23 protein-coding genes are annotated in these 16,843 nt (G+C 67.0%); 19 read left to right on the top strand and 4 right to left on the bottom strand.

Annotated elements, in window-relative coordinates; translation table 11 throughout:
- Positions 1-38 precede the first annotated feature (38 nt).
- From mftA to mftG, 7 genes are all read left to right on the top strand, one after another.
- Entirely contained in the window at positions 39-128 is a 90-nt protein-coding gene (gene mftA / locus A5645_RS19660) for a mycofactocin precursor MftA (RefSeq protein WP_065035136.1), read from the top strand.
- Positions 113-454: a mycofactocin biosynthesis chaperone MftB gene (gene mftB, locus A5645_RS19655; protein WP_065035135.1), complete on the top strand. Its 342-nt coding sequence runs from the start codon at positions 113-115 to the stop codon at positions 452-454. Before mftA ends, mftB begins: the two co-directional genes overlap by 16 nt.
- Positions 451-1,638 carry a mycofactocin radical SAM maturase gene (gene mftC, locus A5645_RS19650; protein WP_065035134.1) on the top strand — a complete coding sequence of 396 codons (1,188 nt, stop codon included), beginning with the start codon at positions 451-453 and terminating at the stop codon, positions 1,636-1,638. Before mftB ends, mftC begins: the two co-directional genes overlap by 4 nt.
- Positions 1,639-1,641: 3 nt before the next feature.
- The gene (gene mftD / locus A5645_RS19645) at positions 1,642-2,817 is read left to right on the top strand and encodes a pre-mycofactocin synthase MftD (RefSeq protein ID WP_065130734.1); all 1,176 of its coding nucleotides are present in this window, start codon (positions 1,642-1,644) and stop codon (positions 2,815-2,817) included.
- Between the two features lie 173 nt (positions 2,818-2,990).
- On the top strand, positions 2,991-3,737 hold the full coding sequence (gene mftE, locus A5645_RS19640; protein WP_065035132.1) for a mycofactocin biosynthesis peptidyl-dipeptidase MftE: 747 nt from the start codon (positions 2,991-2,993) through the stop codon (positions 3,735-3,737).
- 30 nt (positions 3,738-3,767) lie between these two features.
- Positions 3,768-5,183: a mycofactocin biosynthesis glycosyltransferase MftF gene (gene mftF / locus A5645_RS19635; RefSeq protein WP_065035131.1), complete on the top strand. Its 1,416-nt coding sequence runs from the start codon at positions 3,768-3,770 to the stop codon at positions 5,181-5,183.
- 9 nt (positions 5,184-5,192) lie between these two features.
- A complete protein-coding gene (gene mftG, locus A5645_RS19630) occupies positions 5,193-6,632 on the top strand; it encodes a mycofactocin dehydrogenase MftG (protein ID WP_065130733.1) in 1,440 nt (479 codons plus the stop codon).
- A gap of 5 nt (positions 6,633-6,637) precedes the next feature.
- On the opposite strand, the gene A5645_RS28400 is transcribed toward mftG, so the two are convergent.
- Entirely contained in the window at positions 6,638-7,321 is a 684-nt protein-coding gene (locus A5645_RS28400) for a PE family protein (RefSeq protein WP_065130732.1), read from the bottom strand.
- A gap of 62 nt (positions 7,322-7,383) precedes the next feature.
- Positions 7,384-9,024, bottom strand: a complete 1,641-nt coding sequence (locus A5645_RS19620) for an MFS transporter (RefSeq protein WP_081288443.1) — start codon at positions 9,022-9,024, stop codon at positions 7,384-7,386.
- Positions 9,025-9,170: 146 nt separating this feature from the next.
- Here A5645_RS19620 and A5645_RS19615 point away from each other — a divergent pair, with 146 nt between their 5' ends.
- Positions 9,171-9,776, top strand: coding sequence for a TetR/AcrR family transcriptional regulator (locus tag A5645_RS19615; RefSeq protein WP_269199531.1), 606 nt, complete (start codon positions 9,171-9,173; stop codon positions 9,774-9,776).
- Between the two features lie 13 nt (positions 9,777-9,789).
- Here the strand turns inward: A5645_RS19615 and A5645_RS19610 are convergent, their stop codons facing one another.
- Complete coding sequence (locus A5645_RS19610; RefSeq protein WP_155768085.1) at positions 9,790-10,176, bottom strand: hypothetical protein; 387 nt, start codon at positions 10,174-10,176, stop codon at positions 9,790-9,792.
- Positions 10,177-10,627: 451 nt separating this feature from the next.
- Between A5645_RS19610 and rpsJ the strand changes: the two genes are divergently transcribed.
- Genes rpsJ through rpsQ form a run of 11 tightly spaced genes read left to right on the top strand, consistent with a single transcriptional unit; the run spans position 10,628 to position 16,198 of the window.
- Positions 10,628-10,933: a 30S ribosomal protein S10 gene (gene rpsJ / locus A5645_RS19605; RefSeq protein ID WP_003873519.1), complete on the top strand. Its 306-nt coding sequence runs from the start codon at positions 10,628-10,630 to the stop codon at positions 10,931-10,933.
- A gap of 14 nt (positions 10,934-10,947) precedes the next feature.
- Positions 10,948-11,601, top strand: coding sequence for a 50S ribosomal protein L3 (rplC, locus tag A5645_RS19600; protein WP_036352668.1), 654 nt, complete (start codon positions 10,948-10,950; stop codon positions 11,599-11,601).
- Positions 11,601-12,269, top strand: a complete 669-nt coding sequence (gene rplD, locus A5645_RS19595) for a 50S ribosomal protein L4 (RefSeq protein ID WP_065130730.1) — start codon at positions 11,601-11,603, stop codon at positions 12,267-12,269. Before rplC ends, rplD begins: the two co-directional genes overlap by 1 nt.
- A complete protein-coding gene (rplW, locus tag A5645_RS19590) occupies positions 12,269-12,571 on the top strand; it encodes a 50S ribosomal protein L23 (RefSeq protein ID WP_036352674.1) in 303 nt (100 codons plus the stop codon). Before rplD ends, rplW begins: the two co-directional genes overlap by 1 nt.
- Positions 12,572-12,608: 37 nt before the next feature.
- Positions 12,609-13,451, top strand: coding sequence for a 50S ribosomal protein L2 (gene rplB / locus A5645_RS19585; protein ID WP_036352677.1), 843 nt, complete (start codon positions 12,609-12,611; stop codon positions 13,449-13,451).
- A gap of 12 nt (positions 13,452-13,463) precedes the next feature.
- Positions 13,464-13,745 carry a 30S ribosomal protein S19 gene (rpsS, locus tag A5645_RS19580; protein WP_011739061.1) on the top strand — a complete coding sequence of 94 codons (282 nt, stop codon included), beginning with the start codon at positions 13,464-13,466 and terminating at the stop codon, positions 13,743-13,745.
- Positions 13,742-14,329 carry a 50S ribosomal protein L22 gene (gene rplV, locus A5645_RS19575; protein ID WP_065130729.1) on the top strand — a complete coding sequence of 196 codons (588 nt, stop codon included), beginning with the start codon at positions 13,742-13,744 and terminating at the stop codon, positions 14,327-14,329. Before rpsS ends, rplV begins: the two co-directional genes overlap by 4 nt.
- Positions 14,329-15,168: a 30S ribosomal protein S3 gene (gene rpsC, locus A5645_RS19570; protein WP_065035124.1), complete on the top strand. Its 840-nt coding sequence runs from the start codon at positions 14,329-14,331 to the stop codon at positions 15,166-15,168. The genes rplV and rpsC overlap by 1 nt, the downstream gene beginning before the upstream one ends.
- Before the next feature lie 3 nt (positions 15,169-15,171).
- The gene (rplP, locus tag A5645_RS19565; RefSeq protein WP_036352685.1) at positions 15,172-15,588 is read left to right on the top strand and encodes a 50S ribosomal protein L16; all 417 of its coding nucleotides are present in this window, start codon (positions 15,172-15,174) and stop codon (positions 15,586-15,588) included.
- Complete coding sequence (gene rpmC, locus A5645_RS19560) at positions 15,588-15,830, top strand: 50S ribosomal protein L29 (RefSeq protein ID WP_036352688.1); 243 nt, start codon at positions 15,588-15,590, stop codon at positions 15,828-15,830. The genes rplP and rpmC overlap by 1 nt, the downstream gene beginning before the upstream one ends.
- On the top strand, positions 15,830-16,198 hold the full coding sequence (gene rpsQ, locus A5645_RS19555) for a 30S ribosomal protein S17 (protein WP_036352691.1): 369 nt from the start codon (positions 15,830-15,832) through the stop codon (positions 16,196-16,198). The genes rpmC and rpsQ overlap by 1 nt, the downstream gene beginning before the upstream one ends.
- A gap of 51 nt (positions 16,199-16,249) precedes the next feature.
- Here the strand turns inward: rpsQ and A5645_RS19550 are convergent, their stop codons facing one another.
- A complete protein-coding gene (locus A5645_RS19550; RefSeq protein WP_065035150.1) occupies positions 16,250-16,825 on the bottom strand; it encodes a TetR/AcrR family transcriptional regulator in 576 nt (191 codons plus the stop codon).
- Between the last annotated feature and the right edge of the window lie 18 nt (positions 16,826-16,843).

Here is a 16,843-nt window from a genome sequence, read left to right as displayed (position 1 = left end):
CCATCATTGTCGAGCCCGTTTCACGAAAGGCAATCCGCATGGACAACGAGAACCAGAACGAGACCGAACTCGTCACCGAGACGCTGGTGGAAGAGGTTTCCATCGACGGCATGTGCGGGGTCTACTGAGCTTGACCACGCCCGCGACCGCAGTCCGGCCGGCGACCCCAACAGACACTCGGATGTTCGATCCGGATCGCGGCTGGCGACTGCATCCACAGGTGGCGGTTCGCCCGGAACCGTTTGGCGCGCTGCTGTATCACTTCGGCACGCGCAAGCTGTCGTTCCTGAAGAACCGCGCCATCCTGGCGGTGGTGCAGTCGCTGGATGACCATCCCGATGTCCGCTCGGCCTGCCGCGCCGCGGGCATCGCCGATCCCGACCAGGGGCCGTATCTGCACGCGCTGGGCGTGCTGGCCGGCTCCAGCATGTTGGTACCTCAGGAGAGTGAATGAGCGCAGCAGTACCGTCGCTGATCGAGCAGTTCGAGCACGGACTCGATGCGCCGATCTGTCTGACCTGGGAGCTGACGTATGCCTGCAACCTGGCCTGCGTGCACTGCCTGTCGTCGTCGGGCAAACGCGACCCGGGCGAGTTGTCCACCCGCCAGTGCAAGGACATCATCGACGAGCTGGAACGCATGCAGGTGTTCTATGTGAACATCGGCGGCGGCGAACCGACTGTGCGCCCGGACTTTTGGGAACTGGTTGATTACGCGACCGCCCACCATGTCGGGGTCAAGTTCTCCACCAACGGTGTCCGCATCACCCCGGAGGTCGCCGCACGGCTGGCCGCCAGCGACTACGTCGACGTGCAGATCTCACTGGACGGTGCCACCGCCGAGGTCAACGACGCGGTGCGTGGTCCCGGGTCGTTCGACATGGCGCTGCGCGCGCTGGAGAACCTGGCCGGGGCGGGCTTCGCCGACGCCAAGATCTCGGTCGTCGTCACCCGGCACAACGTCGGCCAACTCGACGAGTTCGCCGCACTGGCCGACCGCTACGGCGCCACGCTGCGCATCACCCGGTTGCGCCCGTCCGGACGCGGGGCGGATACCTGGGAGGAGCTGCACCCCACCGCCGCCCAACAGGTCGAGCTGTACGACTGGCTGGTCGCCAAGGGCGAGCGGGTGCTCACCGGCGACTCCTTCTTCCACCTGGCCCCGCTGGGCTCCTCCGGCGCGCTGGCCGGGCTGAATATGTGCGGTGCCGGCCGCGTGGTTTGCCTGATCGACCCGGTCGGCGACGTCTACGCCTGCCCGTTCGCCATCCACGACCGGTTTCTGGCCGGAAATGTGTTGTCCGACGGCGGATTCGACAATGTCTGGAAGAATGCCCCGCTATTCCGCGAATTGCGTGAGCCGCAGTCCGCGGGCGCGTGTGGTAGCTGCAACCACTACGACAGCTGCCGCGGCGGCTGCATGGCGGCGAAGTTTTTCACCGGGCTGCCGATGGACGGTCCGGACCCGGAGTGCGTTCAAGGTCACGGCGCACCCGCCTTGGCGGCCGAGCGTGACACACCGCGGCCCCGCGTCGACCACTCGCGCGGCAAGCGGATCAGCACGCCGGTACCCCTGACCCTGTCGATGAGGCCCCCCGCGCACCCGCCGGCCAGGCTCTGCAACGAAAGTCCCGTATAACCCATGGCCGACGAATGGTTCGAAACAGTCGCCATCGCTCAGCAGCGCGCGAAGCGGCGCCTGCCGAAGTCCGTTTATTCATCACTGATTTCGGCGAGTGAAAAAGGCGTCACCGTCGCCGACAACGTGGCGGCGTTCAGCGAACTCGGCTTTGCGCCGCACGTTGTCGGTGCCAGCGAAAAGCGCGACCTGTCCACCACAGTGCTGGGCCAGGACATCTCCCTGCCCGTGTTGATCTCGCCGACCGGCGTCCAGGCCGTCGATCCCGACGGCGAGGTCGCCGTGGCGCGGGCCGCGGCTGCCCGGGGCACGGCGATGGGACTGTCCTCGTTTGCCAGCAAGCCCATCGAAGAGGTCATCGCCGCCAATCCGAAGCTCTTCTTCCAGGTCTACTGGCTCGGCGGCCGGGACGCGATCGCCGAGCGGATCGAGCGAGCCCGGCAGGCCGGAGCGGTCGGCATCATCGTCACCACGGACTGGACGTTCTCGCACGGGCGCGACTGGGGCAGCCCCAAGATCCCCGAAGAGATGAACCTGAAAACCATTTTGCGGCTGTCCCCGGAGGCGATCACCAAGCCGCGGTGGCTGTGGAAGTTCGGCAAGACGCTGCGTCCACCGGACCTGCGGGTGCCCAACCAGGGCCGCCGCGGTGAGCCCGGTCCGCCCTTCTTCGCCGCCTACGGCGAATGGATGGGGACACCGCCGCCCACCTGGGAAGACATCGCCTGGCTGGCCGAACTCTGGGGTGGACCCCTGATGCTCAAGGGCGTGATGCGCGTCGATGACGCCAAAAGGGCTGTGGACGCCGGTGTTTCGGCCATCTCGGTGTCCAACCACGGCGGCAACAATCTGGACGGGACGCCCGCGTCGATTCGCGCCCTGCCGGCGATCGCGGCGGCGGTCGGCGACCAGGTCGAGGTTTTGCTCGACGGCGGCATCCGCCGGGGCAGCGATGTGGTGAAGGCGGTGGCGCTGGGGGCGCGCGCGGTGATGATCGGCCGCGCCTACCTGTGGGGCCTGGCCGCAGCCGGACAGGCCGGGGTCGAGAACGTTCTGGACATTCTGCGCGGCGGCATCGACTCGGCACTGATGGGGCTGGGCCATTCGTCGATTCACGATCTGCGCCCGGACGACATTCTCATCCCGGCCGGGTTCACCCGCGAATTGGGTGCGGGCTGAGCGTCCGTCGAGTCGCCGCGGGCCATACCACATATATGTTGTTCCCGGAATGAGCTATTCGCCGAGTTTGGTACGGGCGGTGCAGCCGTGGCGAACGAGCATTGATTTTTGCGCGCGCTCCGACGACGCGAAAAATAATTTCAATAGGTAGGGCAACAATTGGTGCACGCCAGGTGAATTCGTCTTACCATCGGCGGGTGCCCGTACTCGGCGAACTGGGTTGTGTGACGTCGAGGCAATTGTCAATATCCACCTCCGCGTCAATATTGATTCCGCTGGGGTCCACCGAACAGCACGGCCCGCACCTGCCGTTGGACACCGACACCAGGATCGCGAGTGCAGTGGCCCGGGCCGTGGCCGCGCGACTGGGCGAGCGATCCCAGCAGGATTGGCTGGTCGCGCCGGCCATCGCCTACGGTGCCAGCGGCGAGCACCAGAGCTTCCCGGGAACGATCTCGATCGGTGCGGCGGCGTTGACGACGTTGCTGGTCGAGTACGGTCGCTCGGCTGCCTGCTGGGCGGACCGGCTGGTATTCGTCAACGGTCATGGCGGCAATGTGGAGGCGCTGAGTCGCGCCACCGCGCTGCTTCGCGCGGAGGGCCGCGACGCCGCCTGGAGTCCGTGCGCCGCAACCGGCGCCGACGCCCATGCGGGCCACACCGAAACATCCGTGTTGCTGCACCTTTCGCCGGGCGATGTGCAAACCGACCAATTTCTCGTAGGCAATGATGCGCCGCTGCGCGAGTTGCTACCGTCGATGCGCCGCGGCGGGATCGCGGCGGTAAGCGAGATTGGCGTGCTGGGGGATCCGACCACGGCCACCGCGGCCGAGGGGAGTCGGATCTTTGCGGAGATGGTCGAGGATTGTTTGGGTCGAATTTGCCGGTGGGTACCCGGACCCGGGGGGGTCCTGTCATGACGAAGCCAAGCGCATCGAGGAGGAGCGGCGTTGACCACCCCGACCCGACTCCCTGACGGGTTTGCGGTGCAGGTCGATCGTCGAGTGCGGGTGCTCGGCGACGGCAGGGCTTTGCTCGGTGGTTCGCCTACCAGGCTGCTGCGGCTGGCCCCGGCGGCGCAAAGCATGCTCTCCGACGGTCGCCTGAAGGTTCGCGACGAGGTCAGCGCCGAGTTGGCCCGCACCCTGCTGGATGCGACGGTGGCGCATCCACGCCCGGCGACAGGCCCGTCCTACCGCGACGTCACCGTCGTTATACCGGTGCGCGACAACCTCTTTGGTCTACGGCGCCTGGTGTCTTCGTTACGCGGCCTGCGAGTGATCGTGGTCGACGACGGCTCGTCAGCACCGGTCGAACTGGAGGACTTCGCCGGCGCCCACTGCGACATCGAAGTGCTGCATCACGTCCGCAGCAAAGGTCCGGCCGCCGCCCGCAACACCGGCCTGGCCGCCTGTACCACCGACTACGTCGCGTTCCTGGACTCCGACGTGGCCCCCCGGCGCGGCTGGCTGGAGGCTTTGCTCGGGCACTTCTGCGATCCGACCGTCGCGCTGGTGGCGCCGCGCATCGTCGGGCTGGCCCAGAGCGAGAACGTGATCGCTCGCTACGAGGCGGTGCACTCGTCGCTGGACCTGGGTTTGCGGGAAGCGCCGGTATTGCCGCACAGTTCGGTGTCCTACGTACCCAGCGCCGCGATCGTCTGCCGGACCGCAGCCATTCGGGAGGTCGGTGGTTTCGACGAGACGCTGCAGTCGGGCGAGGATGTCGACCTGTGCTGGCGGCTGGTGGAAGCCGGAGCCCGGTTGCGGTACGAGCCGATCGCCCTCGTTGCCCACGATCACCGCACCGAGCTCCGGGACTGGATCGCCCGCAAGGCGTTCTACGGGGGCTCGGCGGCGCCGCTGTCGGTGCGGCATCCCGACAAGACCGCGCCGGTGGTGATCTCGGGTTGGGCACTGGCGGCCTGGATCCTGGTGTCGCTGGGTTCCGGCTTGGCCCAGCTGGCCTCGATCGCGATCGCCCTGGTGACCGGCCGCCGGGTCGCCAAGGCAATGGACGGGGCCGAAACAACGCTGTGGGATGTGGTGGTGGTGGCCACCCGAGGGCTGTGGTCGGCGGCCCTGCAACTGGCGTCGGCCATCTGTCGGCACTACTGGCCGCTTGCGCTGGTGGCCGCAATCTTTTTCCGGCAGTTCCGGCGGGTCGTGGTGATTGCCGCCATTGTGGATGGCGTGGCCGACTGGCTGCGCCGGCGCGATGCGGTGGACGGCGATGCCGAACCGATCGGGTTGTTCACCTTCCTGCTGCTCAAGCGCGTCGACGACCTGGCCTACGGAATCGGGCTCTGGTACGGGGTGCTGCGGGAACGCAACATCTCTGCACTGAAGCCACAGATTCGGACATAACGGCTCGCCTTGTCCGCAGCCGAACGGCATAGCGATGTCTTGATCATCGGGGCCGGCAGTGCCGGTTCGATTGTGGCCGAACGTCTTTCCGTTGACTCACGGTGCCGGGTGACCGTGCTGGAAGCCGGCTCGGGTCTCGATGATGCCGAGCTGCTGTCCCGGACCCGCAACGGGTTCCAGCTGCCGATCGGGGCGGGCAGCATTCTGGCCGAACGCTATCTGACGACGCTGACCGATCATCCGGCACGGCAGGTGCCGCTGGTGCGAGGAGCCACGCTGGGCGGTTCCGGCGCTGTCAACGGCGGCTATTTCTGCCGCGGCCTGCCCGCCGACTTCGACCGGCTCGCGCTGCCGGGCTGGGCCTGGTCCGACGTCCTGGCACATTTCCGGGCCATCGAAACGGACCTCGATTTCGCCACCCCGGCGCACGGCGGCGCGGGGCCGATCCCGGTGCGGCGCGCATCGGACATGACGGGAGCCAGCGCCGCGTTCCTCGAAGCCACGCAGCGCGCCGGGTTCGGTTGGATCGCCGACTTGAACGATGTGGGTCCCGACCTGCCGTCGGGTGTGGGTGCGGTGCCCCTCAACATCGTCGACGGCGTACGCACCGGCCCGGGGGCGGCCTTCCTGCTGCCCGCGCTGAGCCGGCCCAACCTGACCCTGCTCGCGCGCACCCGGGCGCTGCGGCTGCGCTTCGACAAAACGGCGGCCGCCGGGGTCGACGCGACCGGACCTGGCGGCCCGGTGACCCTGACCGCAGACCGAATAGTCCTGTGCGCCGGTGCGATTGCGTCGGCTCATCTGCTGATGACATCAGGCGTCGGGAACGAGGCGGCGTTGACCGCAGCCGGCGTGAAAGTTGTTGCGGCGCTGCCGGTCGGGATGAACTGCAGTGACCACCCGGAATGGGTGATGCCCACCGACTGGGACGTGGCGGTGAACCGTCCGGTGTTGGAGGTGGTGCTGAGCACCGACGATGGCATCGAAATTCGGCCTTATACGGGTGGTTTCGTCGCGATGACGGGGGACGGAACGCCGGGGCACCGGGACTGGCCGCACATCGGCGTGGCGCTCATGCGGCCTGCGGCGCGCGGGCGCATCACCCTGGTGTCTTCCGACCCCCGGGTGCCGCCCCGGATCCAGCACCACTACGACAGTGCGCCAAGCGATGTCGCCGCCCTGCGCGCAGGCAGCGAGCTGGCGCGTGAATTGTGCGCAAAGGCAACACATATCGGGCCAGCGGTGTGGTCAACATCGCAACATTTATGCGGCAGCGCGCCAATGGGTCTCGACGGTGACCCGCACGCCGTGGTCGACTACCGCTGTCGGGTCAAGGGTTTGGAAAAATTGTGGGTGATCGACGGATCGATCCTGCCTACGGTTCCCAGCCGGGGCCCGCACGCCACCATCGTGATGCTCGGGCATCGAGCGGCCGAGTTCGTCGGCTGAGCCGCTCAGCCGGTTGCCGCGGCCGACTCGCCCGCCGCCTCCAACCGGGGACCCGCCGGAGCTGCCGGGGCTGCCGCTGCTGCGGCTCGCGCCGCGAGCGGCGCCGGCAGCGCAGACACCGCTGCCGCCTCAGCTTCGGTTGACTCGGGGCTGGTCGGTAGCGACGGGATTGGCTGACGCTTAGCCGACCCCGCCGATCCCGCCGCTACTGCCGACCCCACCGATCCCACCGGCGCGGCGGCCGGTGCGATCGCCGAGCCTACCGATCCGGCTGCTGCCGGACTGATAGCCATTGTTGGCGCCGCTGCCGCGGCCGCCGGCGCCGCATGGGCGCCTTCGCTCAGAACCGAGTGTCCGAGCGTCTGCTGGGGCAAGTTCACCGTGCCGCTCTGAATGCTCGACACGTTTGCGGCCTCGCTGAGCGCGTACCGCTGCGACCCGAGGTTCATCAGATGCACGAACTGGTCGTGGAACGAAGCCGCCTGGGCCGCGATCTGTTGGAAAGCCTGGGCGTGCGCCCCGAACAACGCGGCCACTTCCGCCGACACCGCGTCGGTGCCCGCCGGGATCAGTACCCCCGATGTCGGGATGGCCGCCGCCGCGCTCGCGTCATTGATCGCTGAGCCGATATTGGCCAAATCTGTTGCTGCGGCGGCCACATACTCCGTTGCAGCAATAACGTAAGACATACCGCCCCCCGGCTCGCCTGGATTGCGTTCGTCTCCCCACGAACTCGCCCCTGAGTCGGATGTTAGTTCAGCGGCACGTCGGCCGGGGCGTTTTTGCTCAAGTCGTACATATTTCCTCGACCTCGGATGCGACGGGCCAGGGGCAACTGGCGTCCGTCGCGGCCGGGTGCCCAGAAGCCGATCGTCAGCGCAGCGACGCCGACGATGACGGCCATCGTGATCATCGAGGTGTGCATCGCCGTCATGAAGGCGGTCTGACTGATCGTGGTCAGCTGATCTCCTTGCGGACCAAGCCTTTCCGCCACCTCGACCGCCTTCGGCAAGGAGTCCGACGCCGGGCCGCGCACCGGTTCGGGAAACGCCGTCAGGTGTGGGGTCAGCTCGCGGCTGTATCGGCCGGCCAAGATCGAGCCCGCCACGGCGATGCCCAGCGCCCCGCCCAACTCACGCGCGGTGTCGTTGACCGCGGAGGCGACGCCCTGTTTCTCGTCGGGGACGGCGGCCATGATGGCCGACGTGGTGGGCGCTGTACAGAATCCGATGCCGGTGCTCAGGATCAGAGTCGGCCAGGCCAGCTCCAGATAGGACGAGTTCAGATCCAGGACCAGCATGCACAGGAAGCCGACCGCCATCAGCAGGGTGCCAACGAACAGCACCAAGCGCAGCCCCAGCTTCGGCACATACCAGAACGACAGCGCCGAACAGATGCCCAGCGGCACCATGAACGGCCCGAATGCCACCGCCGTCATCAGCGGCGAATAGCCCATGATCTGCTGGACGTACTGCATGCCCAGATAGAAGAAGCCGAAGGTTCCGCCGAAGAGCACGACAATCGTCGCCGTGCCGGTCGCAAACCCCTCGTCGGCGAACAGCCGGACATCCAGAAGTGGCTGTTGCTTGCGGAATTCGACGATCCCGAACACCGCGGCGATGACCGTCCCGGCGGCAAGTCCGCCCCACACCGCAGGGTCACTCCAGCCGCGCGACGGGGCCTGCAGGATCGCGAACACTCCAATAGCGACCGCCGTGCCGATCAGCAGCGCACCCAGCCAGTCCAGGCGCGGAGCCGCGGCATCCCGGGATGACGAAATGGTGCACGCCATAACGAAGATCACCAGACCAGCGGCACCCATTGACCAGAAGATGGCGTGCCAGTCCCAAAAACGAAGTAGGACGCCAGAACCCAGCATGCCGATCACGCCGCCCGACCCCGCGGTACCGGCCCAGATACCAACAGCCTTGATGCGCTGGTCTTTTGGATAGGCCACCGTGAGCAGTGACAGCGTCGCGGGCATAACGAACGCAGCGCCGATCCCGGCCAGTGTCCGGCCCACGATGATCTGGGTCGGCGAATGCAGCAGTGCCGGGGCCACCGAGGCCACGGAGAAGATCGTCAGACCGGCCAGCAAAGCCCCGCGCCTGCCGTATCGGTCCCCGATCGCCCCCGCCGGCAACAGCAGGCAGGCCAACGCCACGGTGTAGCCGTCGACAATCCAGGTCAGCTGGGTCTGAGTGGCCGACGTGGCCACCGCGATGTCCCCCAAAGCGGTGTTCAGTGCCGTCATCGACGCGACCACCAGGGAGACGCCGATGCAGGCCACGGCCAGAGTCCACCTGCGGGCGCTATTGCCGGTGCCTGGCGCCTCAGTACGCTGATCGGGCAGGGAAAGACGTTCATCGGGCCGGAACAGGGTTGCGACCATGCTCGCGCCTCCTTTCGGCGGCGAAGTAGTTGCCGAGACTAATGGTCTCGTGCATAGACGGTTAACCTCGGACCCAAACAGGGAGGTGCGTCACAATCAGCCAAGGGAGTAGTCAGGATCCCCGTCCGGCGCGATCCCGGGCGCGGTTGCTCGAGGCCGCCGCGACGCTGCTTCGCGCCGGGGGGCCGAGCGCGGTGACAGTCGATGCGGTCACCCGCGCCGCCAACGTGGCGCGGGCCACCCTGTATCGCCACTTTCCGAGTGGAAACGACCTGCTGGCGGCAACTTTCAACAGCTTGATGCCCACCGCCCCGGAGCCGCCGACGGAGGGGTCGCTGCGGGACCGATTGCTGGCCATCGTGCTGGGGCAGGCCGAAGCCATCGCCGAGGCGCCCGCCATCCTGACCGCGATGGCGTGGCTGGCGTTGGGTTCGGACCTGCAGGAAATGCCGGAACCTCGCCACACCGACGGCGCCGAGAGCGCGATCAGCACGTTGCGCGAACGCATCGCCCAGCAGTACGCCGCGCCATTCGACAGCTTGTTCGACAGTCCGCAGGCCGCCGAGTTGGGCGAGGTGGACCGCTCGCGCGCCATCGCGCTGCTGATCGGCCCGCTGGTGCTGGGCCGGCTGAGTACGTTGCCGGACTTCGACTACCGCGAGTGCGCGCGCGCCGCCGTCGACGGGTTCCTGCACGTGCAACGCGAGCACGCCAGCGGCGGGGACGCGGCGAGTTCTGTTGCCGCGCAGTGATCCCAGGTCGCTACTAGAGGCCCGTCCGATCCCTGATGCGTTGCCGCACCGCGGACTTGCCCGTGGCCAAGGTCGCCAGCGCCAACCGGGTAGCGCTCCACCTGAATTCGTTGTCGGTGATCCAGCGCACGTACAGCAGTTCGGAATGCTCGAGCAGTTGCAGGGCCTCAAGAATGGATTCCTGTACGGGCCGGGCGCGCAGGATGAGGCCGGTCCGTTCGGGGAATCCGCGAAACATCCAGTCACTGAAATCCGACAGCGCGAGCACCGCCGCACGCCTGGGAACCTCCGGGTCGAATACCGCCAGGAGTTCGACCGCCAGTTCGGCCGGTGGCGCCCCGTTGATCCAGTCGATCATCGGCTGTGCGGGGTCAGGTTCTCCCGGATTCGGCCCGAACACGGTTGGAAGCGTACGGGTCGGCTCCGTAGGTCGCGCGCTACGGCGGAAAAGCCCTGCTAGGGTCGATGTCGGCCCGATTCGGAGAGCGTCCCGGGCAGCCCGCGGATCGTCATCACCTGGGATTTGGCCCAAGCGCTGATCTGGGGCATACTGTTCAGGTTGCCTTGCGCCAGGTTCAGGCCTGGCCGGGCATACGACCAGCGCCCACCAGGGCGCGTCCGGTCCCAACCTTGGAGCGACTATTTTGGCCGCCTACGAGGCTGCGTGCGGGTGACACACCCGAGCGCGGGGAGCGGTTGAACCAAGACAGGTAAACAGCGGCGCAGTATCCGGCGCAACGCTAGACCGGCCCTCGCAGGGCGGCCGGTCCGCGCGCCGGGGGGCACTGAGGTCGAACAACGGCTGAGGTCCGGACACGGGCTCGAAGTGTGGGAGAAGAGGTAGGAGAAGCGTGGCGGGACAAAAGATCCGCATCAGGCTTAAGGCCTACGACCATGAGGCTATTGACGCGTCGGCGCGCAAGATCGTCGAGACCGTCGTCCGTACAGGAGCCAGCGTCGTGGGACCGGTGCCGCTGCCGACGGAAAAGAATGTGTACTGCGTCATCCGCTCTCCGCATAAGTACAAGGACTCGCGGGAGCACTTCGAGATGCGTACTCATAAGCGGCTGATCGACATCCTCGACCCGACGCCGAAGACCGTTGACGCTCTCATGCGCATCGATCTTCCGGCCAGTGTCGACGTCAACATCCAGTAGGGGATCGGCGAGCAATGGCAAGAAAAGGCATTCTGGGCACCAAGCTGGGCATGACGCAGGTGTTCGACGAGAACAACCGCGTCGTGCCGGTGACTGTCGTCAAGGCCGGCCCGAACGTGGTGACCCGCGTCCGGACCCCGGAGCGTGACGGATACAGCGCGGTACAGGTCGCTTACGGCGAGATCAGCCCCCGCAAGGTCAACAAGCCGGTCACCGGTCAGTACGCGGCGGCGGGCGTCAACCCGCGCCGGCACCTGGCCGAGTTGCGCCTGGACGACGAGGCTGCTGCGGCCGAGTACGAGGTCGGTCAGGAGCTGACGGCCGAGATCTTCGCCGACGGCGCCTACGTCGACGTGACCGGCACCTCCAAGGGCAAGGGCTTCGCCGGCACGATGAAGCGGCACGGCTTCCGCGGACAGGGCGCCAGCCACGGCGCCCAGGCGGTGCACCGCCGCCCTGGTTCCATCGGCGGATGTGCCACTCCGGCACGGGTGTTCAAGGGCACCCGGATGTCCGGCCGGATGGGCAACGACCGGGTGACCGTGCAGAACCTGGTGGTGCACAAGGTCGACGCCGAGAACGGCGTGCTGCTGATCAAGGGTGCGGTCCCGGGCCGCACCGGTGGACTCGTGGTGGTCCGCAGTGCCATCAAACGAGGTGAGAAGTAATGGCGGACAAGACATTAAAGATTGACGTCAAGACTCCGGCCGGCAAGACCGACGGCTCCATCGACCTGCCGGCCGAGCTGTTCGACGCTCCGGCCAACATCGCATTGATGCACCAGGTCGTGACGGCGCAGCAGGCCGCCAAACGTCAAGGTACGCACGCGACCAAGACGCGCGGCGACGTCAGCGGCGGTGGCCGCAAGCCGTACCGGCAGAAGGGGACCGGCCGGGCTCGCCAGGGTTCGACGCGGGCTCCGCAGTTCACCGGCGGTGGCATTGTGCACGGCCCGCAGCCGCGGGACTACAGCCAGCGCACGCCCAAGAAGATGATCGCTGCTGCATTGCGCGGTGCGCTGTCCGACCGGGCACGCAACGGGCGCATCCACGCGGTCACCGAGTTCGTGGAGGGCCAGACTCCTTCGACGAAGAGCGCCAAGGCGTTCCTGTCCACCCTGACCGACCGCAAGCAGGTGTTGGTGGTCATCGGGCGCAGCGACGAGGCGGGCGTCAAGAGTGTGCGCAACCTGCCCGGTGTGCACATCCTGCCGCCGGACCAGCTCAACACCTACGACGTGCTGCGCGCCGACGATGTGGTGTTCAGCGTCGAGGCACTGAACGCCTACATCTCAGCCAACACGGCATCTTCATCGTCCGAGGAGGTTTCGGCCTGATGGCGACCATCGCTGACCCGCGGGACATCATCCTGGCGCCGGTCATCTCCGAGAAGTCCTACGGACTGCTCGACGACAACGTGTACACCTTCGTCGTGCACCCCGACTCCAACAAGACGCAGATCAAGATCGCCATCGAGAAGATCTTCTCCGTCAAGGTCGCCTCGGTGAATACCGCCAATCGGCAGGGTAAGCGCAAGCGCACCCGGTCCGGATACGGCACGCGCAAGAGCACCAAGCGCGCGATCGTCACTCTGGCTCCGGGCAGCAAGCCGATCGACCTGTTCGGAGCACCGGCCTAGGCCGAGCCCGGGCGACGAGAGAAAGACCTGATTAGACATGGCAATTCGCAAGTACAAGCCGACGACCCCCGGTCGCCGCGGCGCCAGCGTGTCGGACTTCTCCGAGATCACCCGATCGACTCCGGAGAAGTCGCTGGTTCGGCCGCTGCACGGCCACGGCGGGCGTAACGCGCACGGCCGCATCACCACCCGGCACAAGGGCGGTGGCCACAAGCGCGCCTACCGGGTGATCGACTTCCGTCGCAACGACAAGGACGGCGTCAACGCCAAGGTCGCGCACATCGAGTACGACCCGAACCGCACCGCCCGGATCGCGCTTCTGCATTTCCTGGACGGCGAGAAGCGCTACATCATTGCGCCGAACGGTCTTTCGCAGGGCGACATCGTCGAGTCGGGCGCCAACGCCGACATCAAGCCCGGCAACAACCTGCCGCTGCGCAACATCCCGGCCGGCACCCTGGTGCACGCCGTGGAGTTACGGCCCGGTGGCGGCGCCAAGCTCGCCCGGTCCGCCGGGTCCAGCATCCAGTTGCTTGGTAAGGAAGCCACCTACGCCTCGCTGCGTATGCCCAGCGGTGAGATCCGCCGGGTCGACGTCCGCTGCCGCGCGACGGTCGGTGAGGTGGGCAACGCCGAACAGGCGAACATCAACTGGGGCAAGGCCGGCCGGATGCGCTGGAAGGGCAAGCGCCCGTCGGTGCGTGGTGTGGTGATGAACCCGGTCGACCACCCGCACGGCGGTGGTGAGGGCAAGACCTCCGGTGGTCGTCACCCCGTGAGCCCGTGGGGCAAGCCCGAGGGTCGCACCCGCAACCCGAACAAAGCCAGCAACAAGCTCATCGTTCGACGCCGGCGCACCGGCAAGAAGCACGGCCGGTAAGAGGAGCCAACAATGCCACGCAGCCTGAAGAAGGGCCCGTTCGTCGACGACCATCTGCTCAAGAAGGTCGACGTGCAGAACGAGAAGAACACCAAGCAGGTCATCAAGACCTGGTCGCGACGCTCGACCATCATTCCCGACTTCATCGGGCACACCTTCGCGGTGCATGACGGGCGCAAGCACGTCCCGGTGTTCGTCACCGAATCGATGGTGGGGCACAAGCTCGGTGAATTCGCGCCCACCCGCACCTTCAAGGGGCACATCAAGGACGACCGAAAGAGCAAGCGGCGATGAGTACCACCACTATCGAATATCCCTCGGCGACCGCCAAGGCGCGGTTCGTGCGGGTGTCGCCGAGGAAGGCGCGCCGGGTCATCGACCTGGTCCGCGGCAAGTCGGTGACCGACGCCCTCGACATCCTGCGCTGGGCGCCGCAGGCCGCCAGTGAGCCGGTGGCCAAGGTGATCGCCAGCGCCGCGGCCAACGCGCAGAACAACAACGGCTTGGACCCGTCCACGCTCGTGGTGGCCACGGTGTACGCCGACGAAGGGCCGACCGCCAAGCGCATCCGTCCCCGCGCCCAGGGCCGCGCGTTCCGAATTCGCAAGCGCACCAGCCACATCACGGTGATCGTGGAGAGCCGGCCCCCAAGGGACCAGCGCGCGGCGAAGTCGTCGCGGGCACGTCGGGCCGAGGGCAGCAAGGCCGCCGCGAAGGCTGCACCTGGTTCGGACGCCAAGAAGGCGGCGACCAAGGCTGGACCTGCTTCGACGGCCAAGAAGGCACCCGCCGCCAAGAAGGCGCCCGCCAAGAAAGCGGAGCCCAAGACCGAAGCCAAGACGTCTGAGACTTCTGACGCGAAGGGAGGCTCAGACTAGTGGGCCAGAAGATCAATCCGCACGGCTTCCGGCTGGGCATCACCACCGACTGGAAGTCGCGCTGGTACGCCGACAAGCAGTACGCCGACTACGTCAAGGAGGACGTGGCGATCCGTCGGCTGCTGTCCACCGGCCTCGAGCGCGCGGGTATCGCCGACGTGGAGATCGAGCGGACCCGCGACCGGGTTCGCGTCGACATCCACACCGCCCGCCCGGGCATCGTGATCGGGCGCCGGGGCACCGAGGCGGACCGCATTCGCGCCGACCTGGAGAAGCTGACCAAAAAGCAGGTGCAGCTGAACATCCTCGAGGTGAAAAACCCTGAGTCGCAAGCACAGTTGGTGGCGCAGGGCGTTGCCGAGCAGTTGAGCAACCGTGTGGCATTCCGCCGGGCGATGCGTAAGGCCATTCAGTCGGCCATGCGCCAGCCCAACGTCAAGGGCATCCGGGTGCAGTGCTCGGGCCGACTGGGCGGCGCGGAGATGAGCCGTTCGGAGTTCTACCGCGAAGGCCGGGTGCCGCTGCACACGCTGCGGGCCGACATCGACTACGGCCTGTACGAGGCCAAGACCACCTTCGGCCGCATCGGCGTGAAGGTGTGGATCTACAAGGGCGACATCGTCGGCGGCAAGCGCGAACTGGCCGCTGCCGCCCCGGCCGCCGACCGTCCGCGTCGCGAGCGGCCGTCGGGCACCCGTCCCCGTCGTAGCGGTGCTTCGGGCACCACGGCGACCGGCACCGACGCCGGCCGCGCGGCGGGCGGCGAAGAGGCCTCGGCCCCTGCCGCGGCCGAGGCCGCCGCGGCGCCGGCAACTGAAGCGCAGAGCACGGAGAGCTGAATCATGTTGATTCCCCGCAAGGTTAAGCATCGCAAGCAGCACCACCCACGCCAGCGTGGCATCGCCAGCGGTGGCACGTCGGTGAACTTCGGTGACTACGGTATCCAGGCTCTGGAGCACGCCTACGTCACCAACCGTCAGATCGAGTCCGCTCGTATCGCCATCAACCGGCACATCAAGCGTGGCGGCAAGGTGTGGATCAACATCTTCCCGGACCGCCCGCTGACCAAGAAGCCCGCCGAAACCCGGATGGGTTCGGGTAAGGGTTCGCCGGAATGGTGGGTGGTCAACGTCAAGCCGGGCCGGGTGCTGTTCGAGTTGAGCTACCCGAACGAGCAGATCGCCCGCGCGGCGCTCACCCGAGCAATCCACAAGCTGCCGATCAAGGCACGCATCGTTACCCGAGAGGAGCAGTTCTGATGGCAGTGGGAGTTTCCCCTGGCGAACTGCGCGAGCTCACCGACGAGGAGTTGCACGAGCGCGTACGTGAGTCCAAGGAAGAGCTGTTCAATCTGCGCTTCCAGATGGCCACCGGCCAGCTCAGCAACAACCGCCGGCTCCGCACCGTGCGTCAGGAAATCGCGCGCGTCTACACGGTGCTGCGCGAACGCGAACTGGGTCTGGCTTCCGGCCCCGATGGGTCCGACGAGAAGGAATCGTGATGGCAGAAGCGAAGAAGGCACCGGCCAAGGCCGCTACCAAAGCCGCTCCGAAGGCCGCCGCCAAGGACGCCGGCTCGAAGGAGAAGGGTCCCAAGCACACTCCGGCCACGCCGAAGCCGCGCGGGCGTCGTAAGACACGTATCGGCTACGTGGTGAGCGACAAGATGCAGAAGACCATCGTGGTCGAGCTCGAAGACCGCGTGCGGCACCCGTTGTACGGCAAGATCATTCGTACCACCAAGAAGGTGAAGGCCCACGACGAGAACAGCATCGCCGGCATCGGCGACCGCGTCTCGCTGATGGAGACCCGTCCGCTGTCGGCCACCAAGCGCTGGCGCCTGGTGGAGATTCTCGAGAAGGCCAAGTAACCCTCGCGAGCAGACGTAAAAGCCCCCGCACGCACGGCGTGCCGGGGGCTTTTACGTCTGCTCGCGCAAATTCGCGCGCAGCCCGTGCACGAAGGTGCGCAGCCGTTCCGGCGTCGCGGTGTCCGGGTCGCTGAGCCGAAGCTGCAGCAGTTCGCGACCGGCGGCGTAGAGGATCCGCGCGGTGTATTCCGGGTCCTGCAGCTTGGGGTTCAGGCGCAGCAGTTCCCCTTGGAGAAAGTCCCGCACCACCGTCTGAGATTGAGCCAGCCGTTCATGTAGCACCGGCGGCGCGCCCTGCGGCGGAAACAGGAACAGCCGCCACGTCGCGGTGTGCGCGTCGACCGCGGCAAGCACCCCGTCGAACGCGCGCACCAGCGGTTGGTTGTCCTCGGTGGGCTCGCCCAACTCAGTGATCGCCTCGACGAACTGCTCGCCGGCCCGTCCCGCCTCCCGGTCGACCAAGGCGACGAAAAGCTTTGCGGGATCACCGAACAACTGATAGATCAGCGAACGGTTGATTCCCGCTTCGCGGGCGATGCGGTTCGGTGTCGCCGCATGAAAACCCTCGACGTCGACGATGGCGTGCGTGACATCCAGGATCTGCTCGCGCCGCTGTTCGGCGGTCATCCGCCGCTTGGGGGCGTC

The sequence above is a fragment of the Mycobacterium asiaticum genome, assembly GCF_001673635.1.
In the GTDB taxonomy this organism is placed as follows: Bacteria; Actinomycetota; Actinomycetes; order Mycobacteriales; family Mycobacteriaceae; genus Mycobacterium; species Mycobacterium asiaticum_C.
Note: the sequence above shows the minus strand (reverse complement) of the source record. Positions and strands in the feature narration are given on the sequence as shown.